Source organism: Sulfitobacter sp. 1A13496, from assembly GCF_043557225.1.
GTDB lineage: Bacteria > Pseudomonadota > Alphaproteobacteria > Rhodobacterales > Rhodobacteraceae > Sulfitobacter > Sulfitobacter faviae.
This window is the reverse complement of record NZ_JBIFFP010000001.1, coordinates 369165-392986: the sequence shown is the minus strand read 5'-3', so window position 1 is coordinate 392986 and position 23822 is coordinate 369165. Positions and strand designations below refer to the sequence as shown.

At 64.4% G+C, this 23822-nt stretch carries 22 protein-coding genes and 2 tRNA genes; 11 read left to right on the top strand and 13 right to left on the bottom strand.

Translation table 11 applies throughout. The features are described 5' to 3' along the window. Nucleotides 1–140 precede the first annotated feature (140 nt). Nucleotides 141–596 carry a nucleoside deaminase gene (locus ACGYLX_RS01965; protein WP_394447056.1) on the bottom strand — a complete coding sequence of 152 codons (456 nt, stop codon included), beginning with the start codon at nt 594–596 and terminating at the stop codon, nt 141–143. A 62-nt stretch (nt 597–658) separates the two neighbouring features. Here ACGYLX_RS01965 and ACGYLX_RS01960 point away from each other — a divergent pair, with 62 nt between their 5' ends. The 9 genes from ACGYLX_RS01960 to dtd all read left to right on the top strand — a co-directional run bounded on the left by ACGYLX_RS01960 (nt 659) and on the right by dtd (nt 8696). Next, nucleotides 659–1753, top strand: a complete 1095-nt coding sequence (locus ACGYLX_RS01960) for a pseudouridine synthase (protein WP_394447054.1) — start codon at nt 659–661, stop codon at nt 1751–1753. Nucleotides 1754–1881: 128 nt separating this feature from the next. Beyond that, entirely contained in the window at nt 1882–2097 is a 216-nt protein-coding gene (locus ACGYLX_RS01955) for a hypothetical protein (protein ID WP_067267561.1), read from the top strand. Between the two features lie 3 nt (nt 2098–2100). Continuing rightward, a complete protein-coding gene (locus ACGYLX_RS01950) occupies nt 2101–3015 on the top strand; it encodes a 5-bromo-4-chloroindolyl phosphate hydrolysis family protein (RefSeq protein WP_394447052.1) in 915 nt (304 codons plus the stop codon). Next, nucleotides 3015–4211, top strand: a complete 1197-nt coding sequence (locus tag ACGYLX_RS01945) for a toxic anion resistance protein (RefSeq protein ID WP_394447050.1) — start codon at nt 3015–3017, stop codon at nt 4209–4211. The genes ACGYLX_RS01950 and ACGYLX_RS01945 overlap by 1 nt, the downstream gene beginning before the upstream one ends. A 22-nt stretch (nt 4212–4233) precedes the next feature. Then, a complete protein-coding gene (locus ACGYLX_RS01940) occupies nt 4234–5196 on the top strand; it encodes a DUF2927 domain-containing protein (protein WP_394447048.1) in 963 nt (320 codons plus the stop codon). Nucleotides 5197–5231: 35 nt separating this feature from the next. Then, the gene (locus tag ACGYLX_RS01935) at nt 5232–6353 is read left to right on the top strand and encodes an SPFH domain-containing protein (RefSeq protein ID WP_394447046.1); all 1122 of its coding nucleotides are present in this window, start codon (nt 5232–5234) and stop codon (nt 6351–6353) included. A 108-nt stretch (nt 6354–6461) separates the two neighbouring features. After that, complete coding sequence (locus ACGYLX_RS01930; RefSeq protein ID WP_394447044.1) at nt 6462–7574, top strand: primosomal protein N' (replication factor Y) - superfamily II helicase; 1113 nt, start codon at nt 6462–6464, stop codon at nt 7572–7574. Next, on the top strand, nt 7571–8248 hold the full coding sequence (locus ACGYLX_RS01925; protein ID WP_394447042.1) for a nitroreductase: 678 nt from the start codon (nt 7571–7573) through the stop codon (nt 8246–8248). Before ACGYLX_RS01930 ends, ACGYLX_RS01925 begins: the two co-directional genes overlap by 4 nt. Before the next feature lies 1 nt (nt 8249). Then, nucleotides 8250–8696, top strand: coding sequence for a D-aminoacyl-tRNA deacylase (dtd, locus tag ACGYLX_RS01920; protein WP_394447040.1), 447 nt, complete (start codon nt 8250–8252; stop codon nt 8694–8696). A 191-nt stretch (nt 8697–8887) separates the two neighbouring features. Here dtd and ACGYLX_RS01915 read toward each other — a convergent pair whose 3' ends face one another. From ACGYLX_RS01915 to ACGYLX_RS01895, 5 genes are all read right to left on the bottom strand, one after another. Then, nucleotides 8888–9148: a hypothetical protein gene (locus ACGYLX_RS01915; RefSeq protein WP_394431563.1), complete on the bottom strand. Its 261-nt coding sequence runs from the start codon at nt 9146–9148 to the stop codon at nt 8888–8890. Further along, entirely contained in the window at nt 9138–9380 is a 243-nt protein-coding gene (locus tag ACGYLX_RS01910) for a DUF1127 domain-containing protein (protein WP_067267708.1), read from the bottom strand. Before ACGYLX_RS01910 ends, ACGYLX_RS01915 begins: the two co-directional genes overlap by 11 nt. 260 nt (nt 9381–9640) lie before the next feature. Continuing rightward, nucleotides 9641–11521: an acyl-CoA synthetase gene (locus ACGYLX_RS01905; RefSeq protein WP_394447038.1), complete on the bottom strand. Its 1881-nt coding sequence runs from the start codon at nt 11519–11521 to the stop codon at nt 9641–9643. 148 nt (nt 11522–11669) lie between these two features. Continuing rightward, entirely contained in the window at nt 11670–13481 is a 1812-nt protein-coding gene (locus ACGYLX_RS01900; RefSeq protein WP_394447036.1) for an ABC transporter transmembrane domain-containing protein, read from the bottom strand. Nucleotides 13482–13635: 154 nt separating this feature from the next. Then, nucleotides 13636–13709: transfer RNA gene (locus ACGYLX_RS01895), tRNA-Gly, on the bottom strand. 168 nt (nt 13710–13877) lie between these two features. On the opposite strand from ACGYLX_RS01895, the gene ACGYLX_RS01890 reads away from it, so the two are divergent. Further along, nucleotides 13878–14819: a YihY/virulence factor BrkB family protein gene (locus ACGYLX_RS01890; protein ID WP_394447035.1), complete on the top strand. Its 942-nt coding sequence runs from the start codon at nt 13878–13880 to the stop codon at nt 14817–14819. Here ACGYLX_RS01890 and ACGYLX_RS01885 read toward each other — a convergent pair. The 6 genes from ACGYLX_RS01885 to ACGYLX_RS01860 form a co-directional block, all read right to left on the bottom strand. Further along, on the bottom strand, nt 14810–15391 hold the full coding sequence (locus ACGYLX_RS01885; RefSeq protein WP_394447034.1) for a hypothetical protein: 582 nt from the start codon (nt 15389–15391) through the stop codon (nt 14810–14812). The two genes, ACGYLX_RS01890 and ACGYLX_RS01885, sit on opposite strands and share 10 nt — an antisense overlap. Then, complete coding sequence (locus ACGYLX_RS01880) at nt 15388–17628, bottom strand: molybdopterin cofactor-binding domain-containing protein (RefSeq protein WP_394447032.1); 2241 nt, start codon at nt 17626–17628, stop codon at nt 15388–15390. The genes ACGYLX_RS01885 and ACGYLX_RS01880 overlap by 4 nt, the downstream gene beginning before the upstream one ends. Nucleotide 17629: 1 nt before the next feature. Next, entirely contained in the window at nt 17630–18088 is a 459-nt protein-coding gene (locus tag ACGYLX_RS01875; protein WP_271693201.1) for a (2Fe-2S)-binding protein, read from the bottom strand. A gap of 125 nt (nt 18089–18213) precedes the next feature. Next, the gene (locus ACGYLX_RS01870; RefSeq protein ID WP_394447030.1) at nt 18214–19377 is read right to left on the bottom strand and encodes a hypothetical protein; all 1164 of its coding nucleotides are present in this window, start codon (nt 19375–19377) and stop codon (nt 18214–18216) included. 94 nt (nt 19378–19471) lie between these two features. After that, complete coding sequence (locus ACGYLX_RS01865) at nt 19472–20908, bottom strand: TolC family outer membrane protein (RefSeq protein WP_394447028.1); 1437 nt, start codon at nt 20906–20908, stop codon at nt 19472–19474. Nucleotides 20909–21029: 121 nt separating this feature from the next. Continuing rightward, on the bottom strand, nt 21030–21683 hold the full coding sequence (locus tag ACGYLX_RS01860) for a methyltransferase domain-containing protein (RefSeq protein WP_322328189.1): 654 nt from the start codon (nt 21681–21683) through the stop codon (nt 21030–21032). A 143-nt stretch (nt 21684–21826) separates the two neighbouring features. Here ACGYLX_RS01860 and ACGYLX_RS01855 point away from each other — a divergent pair. After that, nucleotides 21827–21900, top strand: a tRNA-Cys gene (locus ACGYLX_RS01855). 111 nt (nt 21901–22011) lie between these two features. Here ACGYLX_RS01855 and ACGYLX_RS01850 read toward each other — a convergent pair. Then, on the bottom strand, nt 22012–23640 hold the full coding sequence (locus ACGYLX_RS01850; protein ID WP_394447025.1) for an alkaline phosphatase family protein: 1629 nt from the start codon (nt 23638–23640) through the stop codon (nt 22012–22014). Nucleotides 23641–23822: the final 182 nt, after the last annotated feature.

Sequence of the window (23822 nt, the reverse complement as noted above, 5' to 3'; positions counted from 1 at the left end):
CTCGCAAAAGGTCCGGTGGACCTTTTGAGGCCAGCGGGTGCTTCAGCACCGGGGGCGCATTGCGCGCCCGCCCTGGGGGCGGGGCGTCCGGATAATCGTTGAGACGCCTGAACGCCATCCCCCGGTCCGGCGCTGCCCGGCTAATGGCCTCGCTTCTCGCGGAAGAACCTCACGAGCATCTCTTCCGCCTCTCCCGCCGCGATCCCGTCGAACACCTCGGGCACATGGTGGCACTGCGGATGCGAGAACACCCGCGCGCCCTGCGCCACGCCGCCTGATTTGGGGTCCGCCGCGCCGTAATAGAGCCGCTCCACCCGGGCGGCGGCGATGGCACCGGCGCACATGGCGCAGGGCTCCAGCGTGACGTAAAGCACGTGACCGATCAGCCGTTCCGAGCCAACAGCGGCGCAGGCAGCGCGCAGGGCCAGCATCTCGGCATGGGCGGTTGGGTCATTGCGGGCCCGGGTCTCATTGCCTGCGGCGGAAACGATCTGCCCTGTCGGAGAGACGACGACTGCCCCCACTGGCACCTCGCCGCGCGCGGCGGCGGCGCGGGCCTCGGCCAAGGCCTGCCCCATATACGAGCGAAACTCCATCCCATCACATGGCCGCAAACGCCACCCTTTCGCAAGCCCGTGAAACAGGGTAAGCGCTGTGTATGAACGCAAAAACGCCCCCCTCCGGCTCCGGCCCGCAAAACTCTGACAGCGATGCAAGTGCAGGCACCCCCACCGGCGACCGCATCGCCAAGGTGCTGTCGCGCGCGGGCATCGCCTCGCGCCGCGAGGCCGAGCGCATGATCGAAGCGGGCCGCGTGCGTGTGAACGGGGAGCAGATTACCTCGCCCGCGCTGAACGTCACGCCCGAGGATAAGATCACCGTTGACAACAGCCCCGTCGGCGCGCCCGAACCGCCGCGCATGTGGCTGTATCACAAACCTGCCGGACTGGTGACCACCGCCCGCGACGAAAAGGGCCGCGAGACGATCTTTGACGCCCTGCCCGAGGATATGCCCCGCGTGATGACGGTAGGACGGCTCGACCTCAACTCCGAAGGGCTGTTGCTGCTGACCAATGACGGCGGGGTGAAGCGCAAGCTGGAACTGCCCAGCACCGGCTGGCTGCGCCGCTACCGCGCACGGGTGAATGGCCGCCCCACGGATGAGATGCTGGAGCCGCTGCGCAAAGGCATCACCGTGGAAGGCGAGAACTTTCAGCCGATGGACGTGACACTCGACCGCCAACAGGGGGCCAACGCCTGGCTGACCGTCGGCCTGCGCGAAGGCCGCAATCGCGAGATTCGCCGCGCGATGGAGGCCGTGGGCCTGACCGTGAACCGGCTGATCCGCATCTCCTACGGCCCGTTCCAACTGGGCGAATTGAAGATCGGCGAGGTGGAAGAGCTGCGCCGCAAAGTCGTGCGCGATCAACTGGGGCTCGAGTTGGAAGACCCCAGCGGCACCGCCACCAAGAAACCCACCGGTCTGCGCCGCCCGCCGCGCCGCAAGCCCGGCGGTTTCGGCGGCGCGGGCCAACCGGGCCTGCCCGTGCAACGGGGCGAAGACGACGAACCGCCGCCCCGCCGTGGGGGCGGCGAGGCAAAGAACGCACCGCGTGGCAAGGCCGCGATGGGCAAGACGGCTGGCAAAGCAGGCGGCAAGGCAAGCGGCAAACCGGGGGCGCGCCCGACGGGGCGACCGAATGGCAAACCGGGGCCAAAACCCACAGGCCGGGGGCCAAAACCCCGCCGCTGACCGGCCCTGCCCCGAGCTGCCCCTGCGCGTTTCCGGAACGCGGCCGACCTGCGTGCGTTGAATAGAGAACGGCAGGCAAGATCAGCGCGAAACCGCTGTCAGAAAAGGGCAATATGGCGCGAATAGTGATGTTTTTGGTGGCCTTGGCCGCGCTCGTGGTTATCATCCTCGGCGCAGCCTCGCTCGTGGGGCGTGCGGCTGACAGTGCCGGCACGGCGTTGCGCCCGATCTGGGGCAGCAAAAGGGGAAACATGATGGCGCCAACAACCTTTCAGAAAATCGCCTTTGGCGCGTTGCTGGTGCTGCTGCTTGGGCTCACCAGCGGTTTTCTCGGGGGGCTTTGACCTATGGCGCAGCGCTTTGGCGGCAAATATAGCCCCGACACCGATGCCGTTCCCGGCAGCGCCCCGCGCAAGACCGCGCGCCTGCGCGTCGATCCGGCGGGCGGTCGGGTGAACCTGATGTTCCTGCCGCCGGTGCTCTTGGCGGCGACTTCGCTTATCGGGGGCGCAGGCACGCTGGTGCTTGGCCTTGTTGGCGCGTTCCTGCTGGCTTCGGGCGTCTGGTTGCTGCGCGATGGCTTGCTGGCCGAGGCGGAATACCACGAGCGCAAAGTCGCCCGCCGCCCCGTCCTGCCGCGCAAGATCCTCGCTGCCCTCTTGGCCGGTGCGGGCGCGGCCCTCGCCGCTTATAGCAACGACCCCAGTCTCGCCGCGGCCCTGCTCTATGGCATCGCCGCCACTGCCCTGCACCTCGCCGCCTTCGGCATCGACCCGCTACAGAACAAGGGCATGGAAGGCATCGACACCTTCCAGCAAGACCGCGTCGCCCGGGTGGTGGATGAGGCCGAAAAACTGCTCTCGGGCATGAGCCAAGCGATCCTGCGCGCGGGCGACCGCCGTGCCGAAGCGCGGCTGGCCGAGTTTCAAGAAACCGCCCGCCATTTGATCCGAACCGTCGAGGAAGACCCCCGCGACCTGACCGCCGCTCGCAAATACCTTGTCGTCTATCTGCGCGGGGCGCATGATGCGACGGTGAAATTCGCCGACCTCTATGCCCGCAACCAGGACGCCCAAGCACGCGATGACTACCTCGCGTTGCTCGACGATCTGGATCAGAACTTTGCCGCCCGCACGGCGAAGTCTCTGCTGGACGACCGCAGCGATCTGAATGTGGAAATCGACGTGCTGCGGGCGCGCCTCTCTCGTGAGGGGGTCCGACTGGAACAACCCACCCCTGCAAATACTAAGGAAGATCAGTGATGACCGATGCCCTCCGTGACAAAGCTGCCCAATCGCAAGGGTTGGTAGAAGAAGTGAACGCAACCGTCTTGCCGGAACCGGCGGATGCCAATGCCATCGTGCCGCTGAACAAAGCCGATCCCGAACAGAGCGCGGAAATACAAAAGCGCATGGCCGAGATCGACGTGACCGATACCCAGTCCATCGTCAGCTTCGGCTCTGCCGCGCAGGCCGAGTTGCAAGAGATTAGCCAATCCATGCTGGCCGATGTGCGCAACAAGGATGTCGGCCCCGCGGGCGACAGCCTGCGCACCATGGTCAGCGCGATCCGCGGCTTCTCGGTCTCGGAATTGGACGTGCGGCGCAAGCAAAGCTGGTGGGAAAAACTGCTGGGCCGTGCCACGCCCTTTGCCAAGTTCACCGCCCGTTTCGAAGAGGTGCAGGGCCAGATCGACCGGATCACCGACAACCTGCTGGCGCATGAGCATACGCTGTTGAAAGACATCAAATCGCTCGACCTGCTTTATGAAAAGACGCTGCAATTCTACGACGAACTGGCGCTCTATATCTCTGCTGGGGAGGCCAAGATCGAAGAGTTGGATCACAAGACCATCCCCGCCAAACAGACCGCGCTGGATAAGGCGGGCGAGGACGATCAGGTGATGCGCGCGCAGGAACTGCGCGATCTGCGTGCCGCCCGTGATGATCTGGAACGTCGGGTGCATGACCTGAAACTGACGCGGCAGGTCACTATGCAATCGCTGCCCTCGATCCGTCTGGTGCAGGAGAATGACAAGAGCCTTGTGACCAAGATCAACTCGACCTTGGTCAACACCGTGCCCCTGTGGGAGACGCAGCTGGCGCAGGCTGTCACCATCCAGCGCAGCGGCGAGGCGGCAAATGCAGTGCGCGAGGCCAATGACCTCACCAACGAACTGCTCACCTCCAACGCGAAGAACCTGCGCGATAGCAACAAGGTGATCCGTCAAGAGATGGAGCGCGGCGTCTTCGACATCGAGGCGGTGAAACAGGCCAATGAAGACCTGATCGGCACCATTGAGGAATCCCTGCAAATCGCGGATGAGGGCAAGGCGAAACGCGCCAATGCCGAGAAAGAGTTACAGGAGATGGAAGGCCGTCTGCGCGATACGCTCGCCGCCGCCAAGACCCGCGAAACGGGGCTGGGCGATACCACCGGCAACGCGGTGCCAAGCTAAGACCGACGTGAGGGAACAGGCCATGCAACGACGTCTGCGCAGAAATCTGCGCGCCGCAGGGGCGCTGGCGCTGAGCACGCTGCTCTTGGCCTGCGCCGAGCCTGCGCCCGTCTTGCAAAAGGTCGCCAAACCGCAGGCCCGCCCTGCCGCCGCCACCCCTTCCCCGGCGGCGGTGGCGAAACCGACCTCGCAAAAAAGCGCCATGCTGCGCAGCTATCTGCATCAGGTCGAAAAGGCGCAGCTGGGCCAAGATCTGCTGCGCCAAGACGGGGGCGGAGTGGACACACCCTTTACCAGCGAAATGCTGGCGCGCAACTTTGAGCAGATCGCGCTATATAACGAATATGACGGCAATTTCTCAGGCCAGGGCGGCGTCAGCCCGCTGCGCCGTTGGGATGCGCCGGTGCGAATGCAAATCATCTTTGGCGACAGCGTGCCGCCCTCTCAGCGCCGGTCCGATACCGCTAAGATCAGTGCCTTCGCCCGCCGTTTGGCGCGGGTGACCGGGCATTCGATCTCGATCGGCGATAGGCCGAATTTCATGGTGGTCGTGGCCTCGGAGGATGACCGCGTCGATGCGCTGGCTCAAGCGGCGGAAGAGGTCGCGGGCGTCAGCAAATCCTCGCTCCGGGCCATGCGCAACATGCGCCGCGACACCTATTGTGCCGTGGCCGCCTATGCCGCGGGCGACAACCCCAATGTCTATACCGCCGCCGTGGCCGTGATCCGCTCGGAAAACCCCGAATTGCTGCGGCTTTCCTGCATTCACGAGGAATTGGCGCAGGGCTTGGGCCTTGCCAATGACAGCCCCGCCGCGCGCCCGTCGATCTTCAATGACGACGACGAATTCGCCCTGCTTACCAAACATGACGAACTTCTGCTCAAGATGCTCTACGACCGGCGCCTGCGCCCCGGCATGACGGCAGAGCAGGTCAACCCGATCACCCGGATCATCGCGCGCGAGTTGACGGACGGCCCGGTGTAACGCAGCATTACGACGAAAGAATAAGGACCATCCCCATGGGCATTTTCGATTTCCTCTCTGGCCAGTTCATCGACGTCATCCATTGGACCGACGACACCCGCGACACGATGGTTTGGCGGTTCGAGCGTGAGGGCCATGAGATCAAATACGGCGCCAAGCTGACAGTGCGTGAGGGGCAAGCGGCGGTTTTTGTGCATGAGGGGCAGCTGGCGGATGTCTTCACCCCCGGTCTCTATATGCTTGAGACCAACAACATGCCGATCATGACGACCCTGCAACACTGGGATCACGGCTTTCGCAGCCCGTTCAAGTCTGAGATCTACTTCGTCAACACGACCCGCTTCAACGACCTGAAATGGGGCACCAAAAACCCGATCATCGCCCGCGACCCTGAGTTTGGCCCGGTGCGCCTGCGCGCCTATGGCACCTATTCGGTGCGGGTGAGCGACCCCGCGAAATTCCTGACCGAGATTGTCGGCACCGATGGTGAGTTCACCATGGACGAAATCTCGTTCCAGATCCGTAACATCATCGTTCAGGCTTTCTCGCGCACGCTCGCCTCCTCCGGCATCCCGGTGCTCGACATGGCCGCCAACACGCGCGAGTTGGGCCAGTTGGTGGGCAAGGATATCGCCGCCCAGATTGCGGAATACGGGCTGGCGATGCCCGAGCTTTACATCGAAAACATCTCCCTCCCGCCCGCGGTCGAGGCGGTGATGGACAAGCGCACTTCGATGGGCGTGGTCGGCAACCTCAACGAATACATGCAATTCCAAGCGGCTGAGGCGCTTGGCCGCGAAGGTGCGGGCGGGGCCGCGATGCAAACGGGCCTCGGCGCGGGGTTGGGGATGAGCATGGCCCAAGCCGCCACCGCGCAGGCTGGCCCTTGGGGCGCGCGCCCTGCTCCCGCAGCAGCTGCGCCCGTGCCGCCACCGCCGCCGCCGGTCGAGAAGGTCTGGCACATCGCCAAGGATGGCGCGACCTCAGGCCCGTTTTCCAAGGCGGCCATGGGCCGCAAGGCGAGTGAGGGCAGCCTTACCCGCGATTCTCTGGTCTGGACGCCGGGCCAAGATGGCTGGCAGCGGGCCGAGGATGTGGCCGAACTGGCGCAGCTTTTCACCGTGATGCCCCCGCCACCGCCGCCGCCCCCGGCCTGACCCGCAGGCGCGTGGGCAAAAGACCTTCGCGCGTCCCGCCCGTGGCCCCTCAGGTCCACGGGCCACCCCCATCCGCTCCGCCGCGATTGACCTTGCAAAGCACCCCTTATGTCCGCCACCGATCTGCCCCCCGCCGCCCCGCTTGAAGAGCACCGTTTCCCCTGTGACACCTGCGGCTCGGACATGCGCTTTGACCCGGCGCAGGCCCTGCTGATCTGCGATCACTGCGGCAATGTGGAACCAATCGACGGCAGCGGGCGCCACGCCCATGCCATCGCCGAACAGGATTTTCGCGCCGGATTGCAGGCCGCCCTGCCCGCCGCCGAGATGGAAGAGACCCGCGTCACCACCTGCCCCAACTGCGCAGCACAGGTGGAGTTCGAGCCCGGCAAACATGCCGCCGAATGCCCCTTCTGCGCGACGCCCGTGGTGATCGACACCGGCACCAACCGCCATATCAAACCCCGCGCCGTGCTGCCCTTCGCCCTGCCCGAAGAACGCGCCCGCGACGCGATGAGAGACTGGCTCGGCAGCCTTTGGTTCGCCCCCAACGGGCTGCAACAATATGCCCGCAAGGGCCGCCGGATGCAGGGCATCTATGTGCCCTTCTGGACCTATGACGCACAGACGGCCTCCAGCTATCGCGGGGAGCGTGGAACCGTCTATTACGTCACCCGCACCGTCATGCGCGATGGCAAGCGGGTGAAGCAGCAGGTGCCGAAAATCCGCTGGCGGGCCGCTTCGGGGCGGGTGGCACGCTTCTTTGACGACGTGTTGGTGCTGGCCTCCCGGTCGCTGCCCAAGAGACACACCGACGCGCTGCACCCTTGGGACCTCTCCGCGCTGGAGCCCTATGCGCCCGAATATCTCGCCGGTTTCCGGGCCGAGGCTTACGGCATTACGCTGGAGGAAGGCTTTGTTCAGGCCCGCGCCCATATGGACCGGGTGATCGAGCGGGACGTGAAGTTCGACATCGGCGGCGACCGCCAGCGCGTGCATGACATCAACACCCAAGTCAGCGATGTGACCTTCAAGCATATCCTGCTGCCGGTCTGGCTCGCTGCCTATAAATACCGCGGCAAGACCTACCGTTTCGTGGTCAACGGCCATTCGGGCAAGGTGCAGGGCGAACGCCCCTATTCCGCCGTCAAAATCACCTTTGCCGTGGTGCTGGGGCTGATCGCCGCCGCCATCGTCGGCTATTTCATGGCCCAGCAATGACCCAGACTTACGACCAGTTCACCGACCTCTTGCAGGCGCGCTATTCCTGCCGCGCCTTTCGGCCCGATCCCGTCCCCAAAGACAGCATCACACAGATCGTCAGCGCCGCGCGCCATGTGCCCTCATGGTGCAATGCGCAGCCATGGCAGGTGACCATCACGCGCGGCGCGGGCACCGATGCCTTTCGCGCCGCACTCCTTGAAGCCGCCAGCGCCGACACCCCGGTCGCGCCGGACCTGCCGTGGCCCACAGGCTACTCTGGCGCATATGCCGAACGCCGGCGGACCTGCGGCTTCCAGCTTTACGACGCGGTAGGCATAGCCAAATCCGACCGTGCCGCGCGTCAGGCGCAGATGCTGCGCAACTACGCGCTTTTCGACGCGCCGCATGTGGCCATCGTGACCGCCCCGGCCGAGCTTGGCCCCTATGGCGCGATGGACTGCGGCGGCTTCGTCACCGCCTTCACCCTCGCCGCGACGGCGCTTGGCGTGGCCAGCATCCCACAGGCCGCCATTGCCGCCTATGCGCCCTTGGTGCGCGAGGTGTTGGCGTTGCCCGAGGATCGGCTGGTGCTCTGCGCGATCTCCTTCGGCTATGCCGATAAGACACATCCCGCGAACGCCTTTCGCACCGAGCGGGCCACCCCTTCTGACATCATCGATTGGAAAGACTGACATGCGCGCATTGCTGCAACGGGTAACCGAGGCTTCGGTCACGGTCGAGGGTGAGGTTATCGGAGAGATCGGCCCCGGCCTGCTGATCCTCGTCTGCGCCATGCCCGAGGACACCGAAGAAACCGCCGAGAAACTGGCCCGGAAAATCTCAAAGCTGCGGCTGTTTAAGGATGAGGGTGGCAAGATGAACCTGAGCCTTGCCCAGACCGGCGGCAGGGCTTTGGTGGTGAGCCAATTCACCCTCGCCGCGGATACCGCGCGCGGCAACCGCCCCGGCTTTTCCGGCGCGGCGAAGCCCGAGATGGCCGAGGCGCTCTATTCCCATTTCGCCCGCAGCCTCGCCGGGCTCGACATCCCCGTGCAGACCGGACGGTTCGGCGCGGATATGGCCGTGGCGCTGGTCAACGATGGGCCGGTGACCCTCTGGCTCGATACGGCGGCGCACTGATAATTCGGTGGAAAGCATGGGCCGGCAAGCTTGGGAGGAGGTAAGCTTGCCGGCCGGTATAACGGGTCCGGGAGGAGGAGGACCGTTAATATGCGGTGTCAGATCAACCCGGGAAGGAGCGGGGTCCGGCACCTGACAATGCAGCGCGTAAGGCGCGACATTGATGGCTGAGGGTCTAAAAGCGCAGTGGCCTAGAGACCGTCGTATTCTTCGGTCACCAGCGCTTGGGCGTGCTGGGGAATTTGGTTGCGGTCGATGCCCGCACGCTCAAGCTGCGCGTCGCTCATGCTGTTGAGGACGGCTTGCATGCGCGAGATCTGCATCTGGGTGACGCCACGCGCCAGCAGGCTGCCGACCTTGCCCGCAGCAGTGCCAAGCGCGCCGAGAACCGGAGCGGACGCATCACGCAGGGAGAAACCGTGGGGGGCGGATAGGGTGTTGTCATACTTCATAGGTCTGTTCCTTTGAAAGTTCTTCCGACGCCACACGCCGGATCTCGCACCGTGCGATGCCGATATCGGACAGTTCGCGATCGCTCAGTACGTTGAGTTCTGTGAAAGTTCGGTTGTAAGCTGCGCGCCGGGCTTTGATCTGGGCCACGCGACGGCGCATGCCGTCAACGCTGTGATGAAGCCCATCGAGCGCGGAGCTCAGGGTAGTGCCACGTGAGATTGCCATCGTCATAAGCGCAACTCCTTTCAGAATGCTGCAAGTGCATTATCAATGCTGCAATGCAGAAGTAGTACGCTCTGACCCTATTTTGAACCCGCAGAATTTGCATAGGCGCTATGCCCGAAACGAAAGGCCGGGGGCTAACTACAGGTAAACAGCCTAAAATTTTTGCGCCGATACACAGGAAATGTGCATCGGCGCAACGCAGCGGGGCTGCAATCAGGGGATTTGGGGACGGGCGGCGGCGTGCCGCCCTTTCTTGTGTGAGTCGATTAGCTCACCGGTTCCCAAGGGCGTGTGTAGACGTTGAGCACCTTTGACACCTCGTCATGGGTCGCGTCGTTCATCGTGACCTGCGCCACCAAGCCGCGTTTCTTGTCGTCCACCACCTCGGTTACCCGCGCGGCACAGCCCGCCTTTTCAAGGCTGCCGTTATAGACCCGCGTGATCGCGTCCTTGCGCAAATCGGGTTTGAAGATCTTGCCAACAGCCGTCTTGGGCAGCTCGTCCATGACCTTGAGGTGCTTGGGCTGGGCTGCGCGTTCGGCGACATGTTCCCGCGCATAGGCCAGCAGTTCCTCTTCGGTGACATTGGCACCCTCAACGAGTTCGACAAAGGCGCAGGGCACCTCGCCCGCGTGGGGGTCGGGCTGGCCGATGGCACCCGCAAAGGCGACGGCCTCATGGCCCAGCAGCGCCTCTTCGATCTCGGCGGGGTCAATGTTGTGCCCGCCGCGAATGATCAGGTCTTTGGCGCGGCCCGTGATCCAGATATAGCCATCGCTGTCGATCCGGCCCAGATCGCCGGTGCGCAGGTATTTGCCGTGGTAGAAGAGGTCTTTGTTCTTGTCCTCCTCGACATAGGTATGGCCCGAGAAGACGCCGGGGTTCGACACGCAGATCTCGCCAATCTCATCCGTCTCCGCGTCGATCGGCCCATCCACAGTGCCCTTGATGATCCGCACGTCTGAATAGGGGAAGGCGATACCGATGGAGCCAACCTTCTTGATGCCGTCCGTCGGGTTGCAAGAGACAAGGCAGGTCGCCTCGGTCAGGCCGTAGCCTTCGACCAGCGTGACGCCCGTGGCCTTCTCAAACCGGCGGAAGAGTTCCAGCGGCAGCGGGGCGGAGCCGGAGAAGGCGGTTTTCACCGTGCTGACATCCGCATCAATCGGGCGCTGCATTTTGGCCGAGATCGCCGTCGGCACGGTGATGATAAAGGTGATCTTCCACCGCTCCACCAGCTTCCAGAAGTTGTCAAAGACACCATCCCCGCGATAGCCCTGCGGCGTCGGGAAGACCACATGCGCGCCTGACGACACGGCGGCCATCAGGATCACATGGCAGGCAAAGACGTGGAACAGCGGCAGCGGACACATGATATTGTCCTGCTCGCTGAACAGCAGCCGATGCCCCAGCCAGCCGTTATAGATCAGCCCCGAATACTTGTGCTGCGCCACTTTGGGCATGCCAGTGGTGCCACCGGTATGGAAATAGCAGGCAACGCGATCCTCTTGCACATCCTCGAAGTTGAGCGAGGTGTTCTGCTTGGCGATCTCCGCGTTGAAGTTGAGGTATTTGGCTTGGTTGTTCGCCATCCCCTTGGGCCGCACCAGCGGGACGATCCAGCTTTTCGGCGGGGTGAGATAGCGCACCAGATCGACCTCGAGCACCGTGTGCACCTTGGGCGCAAGCCGCACTGCTTCGGCGGTCTTTTGGGCCACATCGGTTTTGGGGAAAGGCCGCAGGGTGACGACAACGGAGGCGCCGACTTCGCGCAGGATGGCACCGATCTGTTCAGCGTCGAGCAGCGGGTTGATCGGGTTCACGATCCCGGCCACGGCACCGCCCAGCAGGGTGATCGTCGTCTCGTTACAGTTGGGCAGCACATAGGCCACCACGTCCTTCTCACCCACGCCGAGGCTGCGGAAGAGGTTCGCCGCCTGCGTCACGCGGCCATGCAACTCTTTCCAAGACAGCGTTTCCGCCTTGTCTTTGGGGCCCGAGAAAATCTGATAGCTGACGGCATTGTGGTTGGGGAATTTCGCGGCCGTATTGCTTAGCATTCCGTAAAGCGTCTTGGCCACGTCGCGGTCTTCCCACGGCATTTCCGCCGCGATGGCATTGCGGTCTTCGATCCCGGCGAATGTCATGGTGTCTCCTCCCCTGTGCCGGTGTTCCGGCTTATTCTCCTCGCGCCAGATTGCGGCGAAACGCGCCGTTTCGCAAGCAATCGGCGGCAACAAACGCAACGTCACACTAGGGTGACGTAACGCCGGGGTTGCACTGTTCAAGGGCGGCTCAGGCCGCGGCGGCGGCCCCATCGGTGAACTGAAGCCGCGCCAGACGCGCATAAAGCCCGTCACTGGCGACCAATTGCTCATGGGTGCCGATGGCCGCGATGCGCCCGGCCTCCATCACCACGATGCGGTCGGCCTTTTTCACGGTGGCCAAACGGTGCGCCACGATCAGCGTCGTGCGATCTGCGCTCAGCCGGTCGACGGCGGCCTGCACCAGCCCCTCGCTCTCGGAATCCAGCGCCGAGGTCGCCTCGTCCAGCAGCAAGACCGGCGCGTCGCGCAGGATTGCGCGGGCGATGGCGATGCGTTGTTTCTGCCCGCCAGACAGCATCACGCCGCGTTCGCCCAGATAGCTGTCATAGCCATCGGGCAGCGCGGCGATGAAGTCATGCGCGGCGGCGGCGCGGGCGGCTTCCTCGACCTCTGCGTCACTGGCATCGGGGCGTCCGAACCGGATGTTCTCAGCCGCCGTGGCAGCAAAGATCACCGGGTCTTGCGGCACCAGCGCCACCGAACGGCGGAAGTGGTCCCGCGCCACATCGCGCAGGTCGACCCCATCCAAGGTGATCCGCCCCGCCTGCGGGTCATAAAAGCGCAGGATCATCTGAATGATCGTCGTCTTCCCCGCGCCCGAGGGGCCGACAAAGGCCACCGTCTCACCGGGGTTGATCTCAAGGTTGACACCATCCAGCGCCGCCACATCGGGGCGGGCGGGATAGGTGAACTGCACGTTCTCAAATGCGATCCGGCCCGCGACAGGCTGCGGCAGGCTGCTCTGATCTGCGGGCGCCGGGTCTTGCACCGTATCCTCGCTTTGCAACAGGTCGATCAACCGTTCCGTGGCGCCCGCGGCGCGCTGCAACTCACCCCAAATCTCTGACAGGGCAGCGACCGCGCCCGCGACCATGACCGCGTAGATCACGAATTGCACCAGCGCGCCTGCGCTCATCACATCCGCCCGCACGTCACGCGCGCCGATCCACAGCACGCCGACCACACCCGCGAAGACCAGAAAGATCACGATCATCGTCATCACGGCGCGGGTTTTGATCCGGCGCTGCGCAGCATCGAAAGAGGCTTCGGTCATCTGCGCGAATTGGCCCCGGCTTGCGGCCTCATGGGTAAAAGCCTGCACCGTTTGCACCGCGCCCAACGTCTCAGAAGCGTTGCCCGAACTCGCCGCGATCCAGTCTTGGTTCTCGCGGCTGAGCACCCGCAGGCGGCGGCCCAACGTCAGGATGGGGATCACCACGGCGGGCACGATCAGCAGCACCAGCCCGGTCAACTTGGCTGAGGTCAGCAGCATCAGCCCCAAGCCGCCCACAAAGATCAGCAGGTTGCGCAGCGCGATCGAGACCGAGGAGCCGATCACCGAGAGGATCAGCGTCGTGTCGGTGGTGATCCGGCTGAGCACTTCGCCGGTCATGATGCGTTCATAAAAGGCGGGGCTCATGCCCACGACACGGTCAAACACCGCGCGCCGGATATCGGCCACCACCCGTTCGCCCAAACGCGTCACCAGTGCATAGCGCAGCCCGGTGCCAAGGGCGAGCAGCCCCGCGATCAAGAGCGCGGCGATGAAATAGAGGTCGAGCAATTCGCTCTCCCCCGTGCCGAAATTGTCGATCACCCGCCGCACCGCCAAGGGCAAGGTGAGCGAGATCATCGCGGTCAGCACCAGCGCCGCCCCGGCGGCGGCCATCAGCCAGCGATAGGGCGCCATGAAGGGCATCAGCGCCGCCAAAGCCCCGATCCGCCGCGACTTTTCGCGTTCGTCTTTGGCGCTTGGTGCGGGGGCTGGGGTGCGTGCCATGGGCTTTCCTTTGTCTTTCCACATCGGTCATGGCGCGGGGGCTGGGCGGGGTCAAGCAAGACCGCCCCGATAAGGACAATCTGCCGCCCCCGACAGACAGCGGCGGGCGCATCTATCCCGCGCGGCGGCGGTCACGAAAGCTTCGGGGAAAGAGTGGAGCGGGCGACGGGAATCGAACCCGTATCATCAGCTTGGAAGGCTGAGGTCTTACCATTACACAACGCCCGCGCTACGGCTCCCCTCCTATTTTATCGCTCCCTGAGCGTCAAGTGGAGCGATGCCCCTTTGGCAAGATCAATCGCATAAGCCTGCTCTCGCCTGTGGCCCGTCATCAAGGTGGCAGCCCGGCCCAAGGGGCACTAGCTTAGCCTCACGGGATGAAAACGAGGCATTGGAATGGACGCCAGACCGGCCCAAGACCAAAAGCGCGAGGTCGTCATGACCCACGGTGTTCTCAGCGAGGACCCCGAGGATCTGTTTCACGGCACCGGGCTGCGGGTGGTGCGGGCCGTTTTGCACGAAGCGGTGCTGCGGCTGTGGAGCGATGATGCTTTCGGCATGGCCGGAAACGTGGCCTTTCGCGCGCTTCTGGCGATTTTTCCGTTTCTGATCTTCACCAGTTCGCTCACTGCCTTTGTCGGCGACCGGTCGATGGCCGATGACCTGATCCATTTCCTGATCGCCATTGTCCCCCCTGCCCTGATCGAACCGATCGTGTCGGAGGTGGAAAAGGTCATGACCGTGCCGCGCGGCGATCTGCTGAGCGTGGGTATCCTGCTGACCGTCTGGTTCGCCGTGGGCGGGGTCGATGGTGTGCGCGTGGGGTTGAACCGCGCCTATGGGCTGCGCGAGACCCGGTCGGTCTTTACGATCTACGCGGTGCAGGTGGCCATGGTGCTGCTGGCGAGCCTGATCCTCGTGATCGTGGGGTATCTGCTGGTGCTGGCCCCCCGCGCCGGGTCTTGGCTGCATATGTTGATGCCGGGCTTCGATCCGCGCTCGGTCACCGTAGGGCTGGTCCGCTTTCCGGCCTCGGCGACGATCCTGCTGGTCGCGCTTTTTGCCGCCCATGTGATCCTGCCCGCACGCCGCACCAAGTTTAACAACATCTGGCCCGGCGTGGTGGCCACCGCCGTCGCTTGGACGGTGCTGGCGGTGCTCTTTTCATCCTATCTGCGCAGCTTTGCCACCTATTCCAGCTATTACGCGGGCATGGCGGGGATTATTGCGGCGCTTTACTTCATGTATCTCGCCGCACTGGTGCTGATCTTTGGCGGAGAGTTGAACCGCGCGTTGCGCATTCGCAGATTGGCCCGCGCGATGAGCGATCAGCCCTGATCCCCTGCGCAGGGCGTGCCCGCAGCGCCCCAGACCGTCACGTCATGCACCAGCGCATCGAGCGTCCCTTGGGGCACCGACCGCCCCGCGCCGGGGGCGAAACCCCAGTTCACGAAGGCCGAGTTTTGCAGGTGATCGACCAATGAGGCGATGTCATGCCCGTCGTTGGTCTCAGGGTCGCGCAACTGGGCGCAGACCTCGACAGAGGATTTGCCAAGCCACGCCAATTCTACCGGCGGCAGCCGCCAAGCATCGTCGATATGCGGCGGGGCATGGGGCACCGTGTTCGCAGCGGCAGAGGTGACATGGCAGGCGTCACAAGGGATGCTCTCGGCCCCGATCCGGCTCTCGCCCGCGCGCACATTCATGCCGTGCACCGCCTCCGGCCCATAGCCCAAGCCCTGCCACATCGGCTGCCCCTCTTCGCCGACATGGCAATTGGTGCAACGCGGATGCGCGGTGACGGTGAAAATCCGATCCCAAGCGGCCAGCCCCTCGGCGCGATCGGGCGCGTCCTGCGCAAAGGCGGGGGCGGCCAGCATGAGTGCGGCGCAGGTCGATAGATATCTCATGCGAAATCCACGGATTTGGAGAGGGGAAGTTCACGGATCCGCTGGCCCGTGGCGGCGAATATTGCATTGGCCAGCGCGGGCGCGGCGGGCGGCACGCCCGGCTCACCAATGCCGCGCAGCTTGCCGCCATTCTCCAGCCCGCGCACCTCGATCTTGGGGGTTTGATACAGGCGCAGCCCTTCGTAGAGGTGATAGTTGTCCTGCTGCGGCACCCCATCGCGATAGGTAAGCTCGCAGTTCATCGCATGGCCCAAGCCCCAAATCACCGCCCCGGACAGTTGCGCCTCGAAGTTCACCGGGTCCATCACGCGGCCCACTTCGGCGGCGACGAAGACGCGATCGATCTTGAGGCCCGCGTCGGTCTGGCTAACCTCGACCACCTCGGCCACCGGCACGCCGAAGGACAGGCAAAACGCCAGCCCCCGGCCCCGCCCCGGGCCGAGGTCTGCGCCCCAGTCCGACATCTCGCCCACGGCCTCCAACACCCCGCGCGAGGGCGCATGGGTGCAGAGCCGGAGCCGTTCCTCCAACGGATCGACGCCTGCGGCATGGCACATCTCATCCATGAAGCTTTCGTGCAGGAAACCGTTGCCCGACGCCCCGACCGACCGCCACGAACTCACCGGCACCATTGCGGGCACCCGGTGGCCGGTCACACGGTAGTCGGGGATCGCGAAGGGCTGATCCCACGCGCCCGCTACGATGGCGATGTCAGGGCCGAAAACCGGCTGGTTCAACCGCGCCATCTGCGATTCCGCCGTCGAAGGTGCCGCGATGGCCAGATCATAGGCCGCGATCTGCTCTTCCGAGACCTTGCCCCGCGCCCGCGCCATGGCCAGCGGGCGGGGGAAGTCATGGGTGAAATCCTCCTCCCGCGACCAGACCATCTTGATCGGCGTGCCGGGCAGTTGCATCGCCACTTCGACGGCGCGCAGGGTATAGTCATCCTCAAGCCGCCGCCCGAAACTGCCGCCTGACATCAGCACATGGATATGCACATTCTCAGCGTCGATCCCGGTCAGCGCGGCGACATTGGCCTGCATGAAACGCGGGATCTGCGTGCCGGTCCAGATATCGACGCGGGCCTTCTCCAGCTTCACCACCACGCTCATCGGCTCCAGCGGGGCATGAGCCAGATAGGGGATGCGGTACTCGGCCTCCAGCACTTCCCCACCCGTCAAAGCGGCGCTCACATCGCCGTCATCTCGGAACCGGCTGTCCTGCCGATCTTCAGTAAAGGAGGCCGCCACGGCCTCTAATTGCTCAGCCGTGTCGCCGATATAGGGCGACGGCCCCCAGTCGCATTTCACCGCCTGCACGGCTTGAAAGGCCCGCCAAGTATTGTCGGCCACCACCGCGACGCCGCCGGTAATCGGCAAGACCGCTTTCACGCCGCGCATCTTCTCGGCGCGGCCCGCATCAAAGCCCATGATCTCGCCACCCTGCGCCGGGTTGGTACGGGTCGTGGCGTGAAGCATCCCCTCCATCGCCATGTCGATGCCATAGGTCTGGGTGCCAGTGGATTTGGCCATGATATCGGTGCGCATTTGCGGCTTGCCAAGGTGCCGCCACGCGCCGGGGTCGCGCAGCGTGACCTCGGTCACTGGGTCGATCTCCGCCGCGGCCGCGGCGAGGTCTTGATAGGCCAGCCGCATGCCGTCGGGCAGCACCACCGCGCCCGCCTCGGTCTTGAGTTGGCTGCGCTCTAGCCCGGTTTGCGCCACGGCGGCGGCCAACAGGGTTTCGCGGGCCACGGCCCCGGCCATGCGCAGCCGGTCATACATATCCGGCACGGTCGAACTGCCGCCTGTCAATTGCAGGCCCAGCAATTTCCCCGCCACATCCGCCGCGCCGCGCCCGGCCCGTGCCAGTAGCGTCTCCGAGGTCGCGGCGATCGGCATCGCCTCTACCCCGACCACGCCGTTGTAATAGACCGGCGAGGGCGGCCCGGGCGTGATTTGCACCCTGTCGAGGTCGACATCCAATTCCTCGGCAATCATATGGGCTTGGATCGAATAGGCCCCCTGCCCCACATCGGCGCGCGGGGTGATCAGGGTGACGCCGCTTGCATCAATCTTGACATAGGGCGTGATCGCCGCCGCACCGGGCGGTAAGCCTTCAAGCAGCGGGTTCTTCAGGTCACGTTTGTACAGATAGGTGCCAAAGGCCACGCCCCCGGCAATGGCGGCGGAGCCAACGATAAAGCTCCGGCGGGTGATGGTGCGCAGGCGCGACATGTCAGGCCCCCCGCAGCCGCGCGGCGGCGCTGTGAACAGCGGCGCGAATGCGCGGATAGGTGCCGCAGCGGCAGAGGTTCCCGCTCATCGCGGCGTCGATCTGATCGTCGGTCGGCTCGGGGTTCAGATCCAGAAATGAGGCCGCCTGCATGATCTGCCCCGATTGGCAGTAACCGCATTGCGCGACCTGATGCTCCACCCATGCCGCCTGCACCACATGCAGCGCCTCGGGCGTGCCCAATCCTTCGATGGTGGTGACATCGCCGTTCACATCCGCCGCTCGCAATTGGCAAGACCGCACGGCCAGCCCATCAACATGCACCGTACAGGCACCGCACTGCGCGATGCCGCAGCCGTATTTCGGCCCGGTGATCCCCAACTCGTCGCGCAAAACCCAGAGCAGCGGCATGTCGTCTTCCACGTCCACCTCGTGGACCGTGCCGTTAACCGTCAATTCCATCGGTGATCCTTCCGCGCTGGTGCCTCCAATGTAGCGGGCAGCGCCTATCGCGCAAGACCGCGCGAAGCGGGTCGCGCAGCGTCACCTTGGCGGGGCGGGCATGGCGGCGGGTGCCGCCGCTTCGCTTATTCGAGGTCTTGCGCCGTCAGCGCGCGGTGAATTTCGCGGCGGACCAATTTGCGTACATTGCGGGTGATCCGCTCGCCCAAGGCCCCCTGAAGCTCGGCGCGGACAATCTCGGTCACCATGTCGCGCAGTGCTTCCTCGTCGAGGAACTGATCCTCACCCGTGCCGCCCGCCTCCTGCGCGGGGGCGGCATAGTCGAATTCCGGCGCGGTGGCGGCAGGATCGGCCACACGCGGGCCGCTGTCGGCGAAACGGCGCACCTGCTCTTCGAGCTGCGGTGTTGTGGGCTGCGGGCGGTTTGGGGCGGGCGTCTCAGCTTCTACCGTCGCCGTATCGGCAATCGGAGCCTCTGGCGCGTCAAGCTCCGCATCGTCTTTCCACTCCATCGCCGGAGGTTCGGTGCCGGAATAGTCATTATCGCCAGGCGCGTCCGGATCCCAATCGTCAGAGATCTTGCCAATGGCCGTCTCGAGCGCCGCCAGCTTGTCACTGCGGCTGGCCCCGGTCGCCTTGGCCACCGCGTCTGAGACGGCGCGGGCCCGGGCCTCATCCGCGGTCTCGGACGCGGGGGTGCGATAGTCCTCGGCATGCAAATCGCTCGGATCGTCATGCAGCATATCATAGTCCAAGGGCGAGACCTTGGCCGGATCAACGGCAGCGGCCTTAGGGCGATCCTCGCCATCCGACGTGGCGACCCTAAGCGCGGGGGTCAGCACCAACCGGTCGCTCGACGCCGCGGGAGCCTTCTCGGCAGGCGGGGTCGCGGGGTGACGGGCCGAGACGAATGGACGCTCTGCCTCATCGGCACTGTCTTCCGCTTCGGTCTGCATGGCTTGGGTCAAGCTCAGCGGCTGCGGCGTGGCTTTGGATGCTTCACCGACGCCCTCGTCAGAAGCGGGACGCGGCGTGCCGCCCGAGGCTGTGCGCAGCGACAGATGCGGGGTGAAATCCTCGGACGTGACGCTGTCCGATGTCGGCTCGTCCAATGCACTCCCCCGCATGCTCTTGAACGCGGCCCCGGTGTCATCCGCAGAATCGCCAGCCTCCGGCTTGGAAACCGGCGTAGGGTTGGACGTTTGCAGGGGACGCTTGTCTTCGGACACCAATCGGCGAATCGACGACAGGACGTCTTCCACCTCCGCGTTTGTGACGGGTTCGGACATATTTCTCTACCACTCTTGCCTCGCGGATAGCTTAACCGCGTGGGAGGATTCTCACAATGGGGCGGTGCAAAATGCCAAACGACCGCGCAAAACGTCAGTCTTTTTGCAGCGCGCGCAGCACCCGATCCAGCGCTTGGCCCTCTTTCGAGTATTTAGCAGGGGCGTCCTTAACAAGGTTGTAATAGGCCCCCGCGTCATAGATCTGCACCGGCAGCTTCAGATCCTGCGCGGTCAGACGGCCCGTGGCCGCCAGCACGGAATAAGCCGCCACATAGAGGTTGGCGCGGGCCGACACGCGGGTCGATTCCGCATCCAGCAGCGATTGCTCTGCATCCAGCACGTCCAAGGTGGTGCGCGCGCCGAGGGTCGCTTCTTCGCGGACACCGCGGAAGGCAATACGCGCCGCGCGGATCTGGCGGTCGGAAGCCTCCAACTGCGCCCGTGCCGAGGCCAGCGCGGCATAGGCGTTGCCCACCTCCTGCTCAACATCTTGGCGCACCACATGCAGGTTCGCGCGCTGCGCGTCTCGCTGGGCCATCGCGCTGCGCACGGCCGAGGACAGCGCCCCGCCCTGATAGATGGTCTGACCGACCTCGACCCCAACGCTGCCGCTGCGGGTATAGGCTTCGCTGTCGAAAGTCTCGTTCAGACCATATTGCCCGTTCAGCGTGATCCGCGGGGCCATGGCGGCCTCATTGGCTTCGACGCTGAGATCGGCTGCCGCCACCTGATGCTGTGCGGCGATGATCGACGGGTGAGTGCGCACGGCCAAAGCCTTGGCCGAGGCGAGGTTGCCGCCGACATTCGGCAGGCTCGGCGGTTGACTAAGGTTGCCCGGGGCATGGCCCACGGCATTGCGATATTCCTCGACCGCGCGCAGCAGCACGCCTTCGGCGCCCGCCAGCCCGCTGCGGGCATTGGCAAGCTGCGCTTCGGCCAAGGCGACATCGGTGCGGGTGACTTCGCCCACGTCGAAACGATCCCGCGCGGCGCGCAGCTCTTGGGTCAGCAGCCGCAGGTTGTTGTTGCGCAGCTCAACCGTTTCCGAGGCTTCGATCACACCCATATAGGCCGCAACCGCGCGCAGCAGTACCTGCTGCTCTAGGTTGACCAAGGTCTGGCGGGTGGCCAGCACGGCCTCTTTCGCCGCCTCCACCCGATAGGCGCTCGCGCCGAAATCATAGAGCAGCAGTTCGCCAATCAGGCTGATCGACGCCTTGAGGCTTTCCGTCGACTGGGCTGGCAAAAGGGAAGAGCTGCGCGTGGTGCCGAAGCTCTGCGTCAGCCCGGCAGCCCAACGCAACACGGGTTTCAGCGCCGATTTCGCCGCGGCCACATCCTCATCGGCAGCCCGCAAAAGCGCGCGGTTCTGCTCCAGCAGGCCGGAATGCTCATAGGCCCCCACCAGCGCATCGGCCAATGTTTCAGCAGCAGCCACACGCGGCAGGGCAGCGCCGCTGGCGAGGACCAAGCTCACCGGCACGGCGATGGCAAAACGTTTGAGGGATTTCGTAAAACTGTTCGCGCTCATGGCTCAATGCCCCTGAATGGCTTTTATAGACCTTTGGACCGGCCCGTAGGCCGATCGGGGCGGGTGCCCCTCCCCTGAAAGCGAAGTGGCGCGCGGTATGATCGGCGCGCCATCCTGTCGCTTACAGCTGGAATTCTGCCTGACGTTCAAAGCCACGCAGCACCGGCGCACCGGCGTTGAATTCGGGCCGCCAAGACACCTGACCGCCGCGTTTATAGCCCACGCGCACCTCGCCCAGACCCCGATCCATAAAGAGACAAGCGATCCGCCCGCCCTCTTTCACCTGTTCCACCAGCGCTTCGGGCAGCTCACCTACCGCACCCTGGACGATGACTACATCATAGGGCCCATGCTGCGGCGCGCCTTCGGTCAGCGGGGCGACATGGACGATCACATTGTCTGCACCCGCCTGCGCCAGCGCCTCTTGCGCCTCGGCGGCCATGGCTTCGTCTTCCTCAACGGCGACGACGGCCTCAGCCATATGCGCGATCACGGCACTGGAATAGCCCATGGCGCAGCCGATATCGAGCACGAGTTCCTCATTGGTGATGTCGAGGTGATCGAGCATCTTGGCCAATGTCCGCGGGTCGAGCAGCACCCGGTCCTGCCCCAGATCGAGGTTTTCACCCAGATAGGCAGCCTCGCGCTGTGCCGCCGGCACGAAGTCTTCGCGCTGCACGGTCAGCATCGCGTCGATGATTGGAAACTTGGTCACATCCGAAGGACGAACCTGCGTATCTACCATGGTTACGCGGCGGGCGGCGAAATCACTCATCAGCTAAACTCATTCGTTCAGGGTGTCTGAAGAGTGATGTGCCACATTGCCGGGCCAGCGGCAACGCCCTGACCGCATTTTCGCGCGCATATGGGTCTTGCGGCCTCCTTCGCGATCCGTTAGCAGTGCGCCAACCACCGGTCGGCGAGTTGGCGGAGTGGTTACGCAGCGGATTGCAAATCCGTGTACACCGGTTCGATTCCGGTACTCGCCTCCATTTCCCCGACATGAGCTAGTACGCGATACCGTCCCCCCGGCGAAACCACTATGCGCGCGCTCCTCTTAAAAGCCACCCAAGCCCCCTCGTCATCAACGGCGCGGCCATGTCTCATCCCCCTTCGCCTTTCCCCGCCGCCGCCAAAACCTCGCGCAACTCATCCTCATTCTGGTACCCGATCAGAATGCCCGCCTTCGCCTCGCCCATCGTGGCATCGCTTGCTGCAATCTTGGCGTCGGAGATCGTGGTGCGCTGAGCGGTGCGGCGCGTCCAGCGGAACAGCAGCTGCTCTAGCCGGGCGCGCTCAGGCGCATGGGCGGGGTCGGCCCCCAGATCGACCAGCTCATCGGGGTCGCTTTCAAGGTCGAACAGCATCGGGCGGAACCCTTCGGCAAAGACGTATTTCCACCGCCCGTCGAATAGCATCGTCAGCTTGGCGTCCCTCACCTCGACCCCCAAGCGTTTGCGCACGTCGCGCTGCGCGTAGTCGTATTCCGAGACCACGAAATCGCGCAGCCCTTCGACCTTGCCATGCAGCAGCGGCAAGAGGGATCGGCCCTCGATGATATGCGGCACGGCGGCGCCGCCGAAATAATCAAGGATGGTGGGCACCACGTCGATCGCCTCGACCAGTGCCGAGGATTTTGCGCCGCGGGTCGCATCGGCCTCGGGGCGGGGATCGACGACGATCATCGGGATGCGCGCGGAGGGGTCGTGAAAGAGCTCTTTCTCCCCCATCCAGTGGTCGCCAAGGTAGTCGCCGTGATCCGAGGTGAAGACAATCATCGTGTCATCCGCGACCCCCTCTTCGGTGAGAAACGCCATCAGGCGACCGATCTGGTCGTCGAGCTGTTTGATCAGCCCCATATAGGCGGTCAGAACCCGGCTTCGGGTGGCATCATAGGAAAAGGCTTGCGAGACGCGCTCCTGCATGAATGCGCCATAGACGGGATGCGGATCGCGCTTTTCCGCCGCGCTGCGCACCGGGTCCAGATGGCTCTCGGGCCCATAGAGATCATGGTAGGGCGCGGGGACGATATAGGGCCAATGCGGTTTGATATAGCTCAGGTGCAGACACCACGGCTGATCGCCGGCATCGCGGATGAAATCCATGGCGCGGCCCGTGATATAGGGCGTCTCGCTCTCCTCATCCGCGGCGCGGGCCGGTTTGTCGGCATGGTCCAGAAACCAACCGCTTAGGATATTGCCCTCTGCATCTTCGGCGCTGTTGGCGACGGAATGCCAAGGGTTCTCATCCTGCCAACCGCGGTCCTTCATATGCGCGTCATAGGCGGGGTTGCGGGCGTAGGGCCCGCCGTCGGGGTGCAGCCCGTCGTCCCGCTCATAGGGCTCGAACCCGCATTCCGAGATCAGCACGCCAATCTCGCTGTCCGGCGACAGGCCAAGACGGCGCAGCCCTTCGATATCGGCGGCCATATGGGTCTTGCCACAAAGCGCCGTGCGCACGCCCAAGGGGCGCAGATGGTCGCCCAGCGTCATCTCCCCCACCTTCAGCGGGATGCCATTCCACGTCGACCCATGCGAGCTGACGTAGCGGCCCGTGTAGAACGACATGCGCGAGGGGCCGCAAATCGGCGATTGCACATAGGCGCGGTCAAAAAGCACCCCGCGCGCGGCCAACGCATCGATATGCGGCGTGTGCAGATGCGGATGGCCGGTGCAGGAAAGGTAATCCCAGCGAAGCTGGTCGCACATGATGAAAAGAACGTTCTTGGGCATGAGCCGCCTTCCCTGTGATGCTCCTTCGCGCGCCCTGCCCGCGAAGCGTTTCGTCGTGCCGCAACTTGATTTTGGCCCGCCTGACAATGCTTTGCAGTTTCCGGCCCAAATTTAACCAAATTTTTAGCATTCACGGCCCAACCTTCACCAGGACGATGGGAAAGGCAACTGAGGCCGCGCAA

Bases quoted from the DNA above. Each gene is read 5' to 3' on its own strand.
- ACGYLX_RS01965 (WP_394447056.1), bottom strand. From the start codon at position 596: ATGGAGTTTCGCTCGTATATGGGGCAGGCCTTGGCCGAGGCCCGCGCC.
- ACGYLX_RS01960 (WP_394447054.1), top strand. From the start codon at position 659: ATGAACGCAAAAACGCCCCCCTCCGGCTCCGGCCCGCAAAACTCTGAC.
- ACGYLX_RS01955 (WP_067267561.1), top strand. From the start codon at position 1,882: ATGTTTTTGGTGGCCTTGGCCGCGCTCGTGGTTATCATCCTCGGCGCA.
- ACGYLX_RS01950 (WP_394447052.1), top strand. From the start codon at position 2,101: ATGGCGCAGCGCTTTGGCGGCAAATATAGCCCCGACACCGATGCCGTT.
- ACGYLX_RS01945 (WP_394447050.1), top strand. From the start codon at position 3,015: ATGACCGATGCCCTCCGTGACAAAGCTGCCCAATCGCAAGGGTTGGTA.
- ACGYLX_RS01940 (WP_394447048.1), top strand. From the start codon at position 4,234: ATGCAACGACGTCTGCGCAGAAATCTGCGCGCCGCAGGGGCGCTGGCG.
- ACGYLX_RS01935 (WP_394447046.1), top strand. From the start codon at position 5,232: ATGGGCATTTTCGATTTCCTCTCTGGCCAGTTCATCGACGTCATCCAT.
- ACGYLX_RS01930 (WP_394447044.1), top strand. From the start codon at position 6,462: ATGTCCGCCACCGATCTGCCCCCCGCCGCCCCGCTTGAAGAGCACCGT.
- ACGYLX_RS01925 (WP_394447042.1), top strand. From the start codon at position 7,571: ATGACCCAGACTTACGACCAGTTCACCGACCTCTTGCAGGCGCGCTAT.
- dtd (WP_394447040.1), top strand. From the start codon at position 8,250: ATGCGCGCATTGCTGCAACGGGTAACCGAGGCTTCGGTCACGGTCGAG.
- ACGYLX_RS01915 (WP_394431563.1), bottom strand. From the start codon at position 9,148: ATGAAGTATGACAACACCCTATCCGCCCCCCACGGTTTCTCCCTGCGT.
- ACGYLX_RS01910 (WP_067267708.1), bottom strand. From the start codon at position 9,380: ATGACGATGGCAATCTCACGTGGCACTACCCTGAGCTCCGCGCTCGAT.
- ACGYLX_RS01905 (WP_394447038.1), bottom strand. From the start codon at position 11,521: ATGACATTCGCCGGGATCGAAGACCGCAATGCCATCGCGGCGGAAATG.
- ACGYLX_RS01900 (WP_394447036.1), bottom strand. From the start codon at position 13,481: ATGGCACGCACCCCAGCCCCCGCACCAAGCGCCAAAGACGAACGCGAA.
- ACGYLX_RS01890 (WP_394447035.1), top strand. From the start codon at position 13,878: ATGGACGCCAGACCGGCCCAAGACCAAAAGCGCGAGGTCGTCATGACC.
- ACGYLX_RS01885 (WP_394447034.1), bottom strand. From the start codon at position 15,391: ATGAGATATCTATCGACCTGCGCCGCACTCATGCTGGCCGCCCCCGCC.
- ACGYLX_RS01880 (WP_394447032.1), bottom strand. From the start codon at position 17,628: ATGTCGCGCCTGCGCACCATCACCCGCCGGAGCTTTATCGTTGGCTCC.
- ACGYLX_RS01875 (WP_271693201.1), bottom strand. From the start codon at position 18,088: ATGGAATTGACGGTTAACGGCACGGTCCACGAGGTGGACGTGGAAGAC.
- ACGYLX_RS01870 (WP_394447030.1), bottom strand. From the start codon at position 19,377: ATGTCCGAACCCGTCACAAACGCGGAGGTGGAAGACGTCCTGTCGTCG.
- ACGYLX_RS01865 (WP_394447028.1), bottom strand. From the start codon at position 20,908: ATGAGCGCGAACAGTTTTACGAAATCCCTCAAACGTTTTGCCATCGCC.
- ACGYLX_RS01860 (WP_322328189.1), bottom strand. From the start codon at position 21,683: ATGAGTGATTTCGCCGCCCGCCGCGTAACCATGGTAGATACGCAGGTT.
- ACGYLX_RS01850 (WP_394447025.1), bottom strand. From the start codon at position 23,640: ATGCCCAAGAACGTTCTTTTCATCATGTGCGACCAGCTTCGCTGGGAT.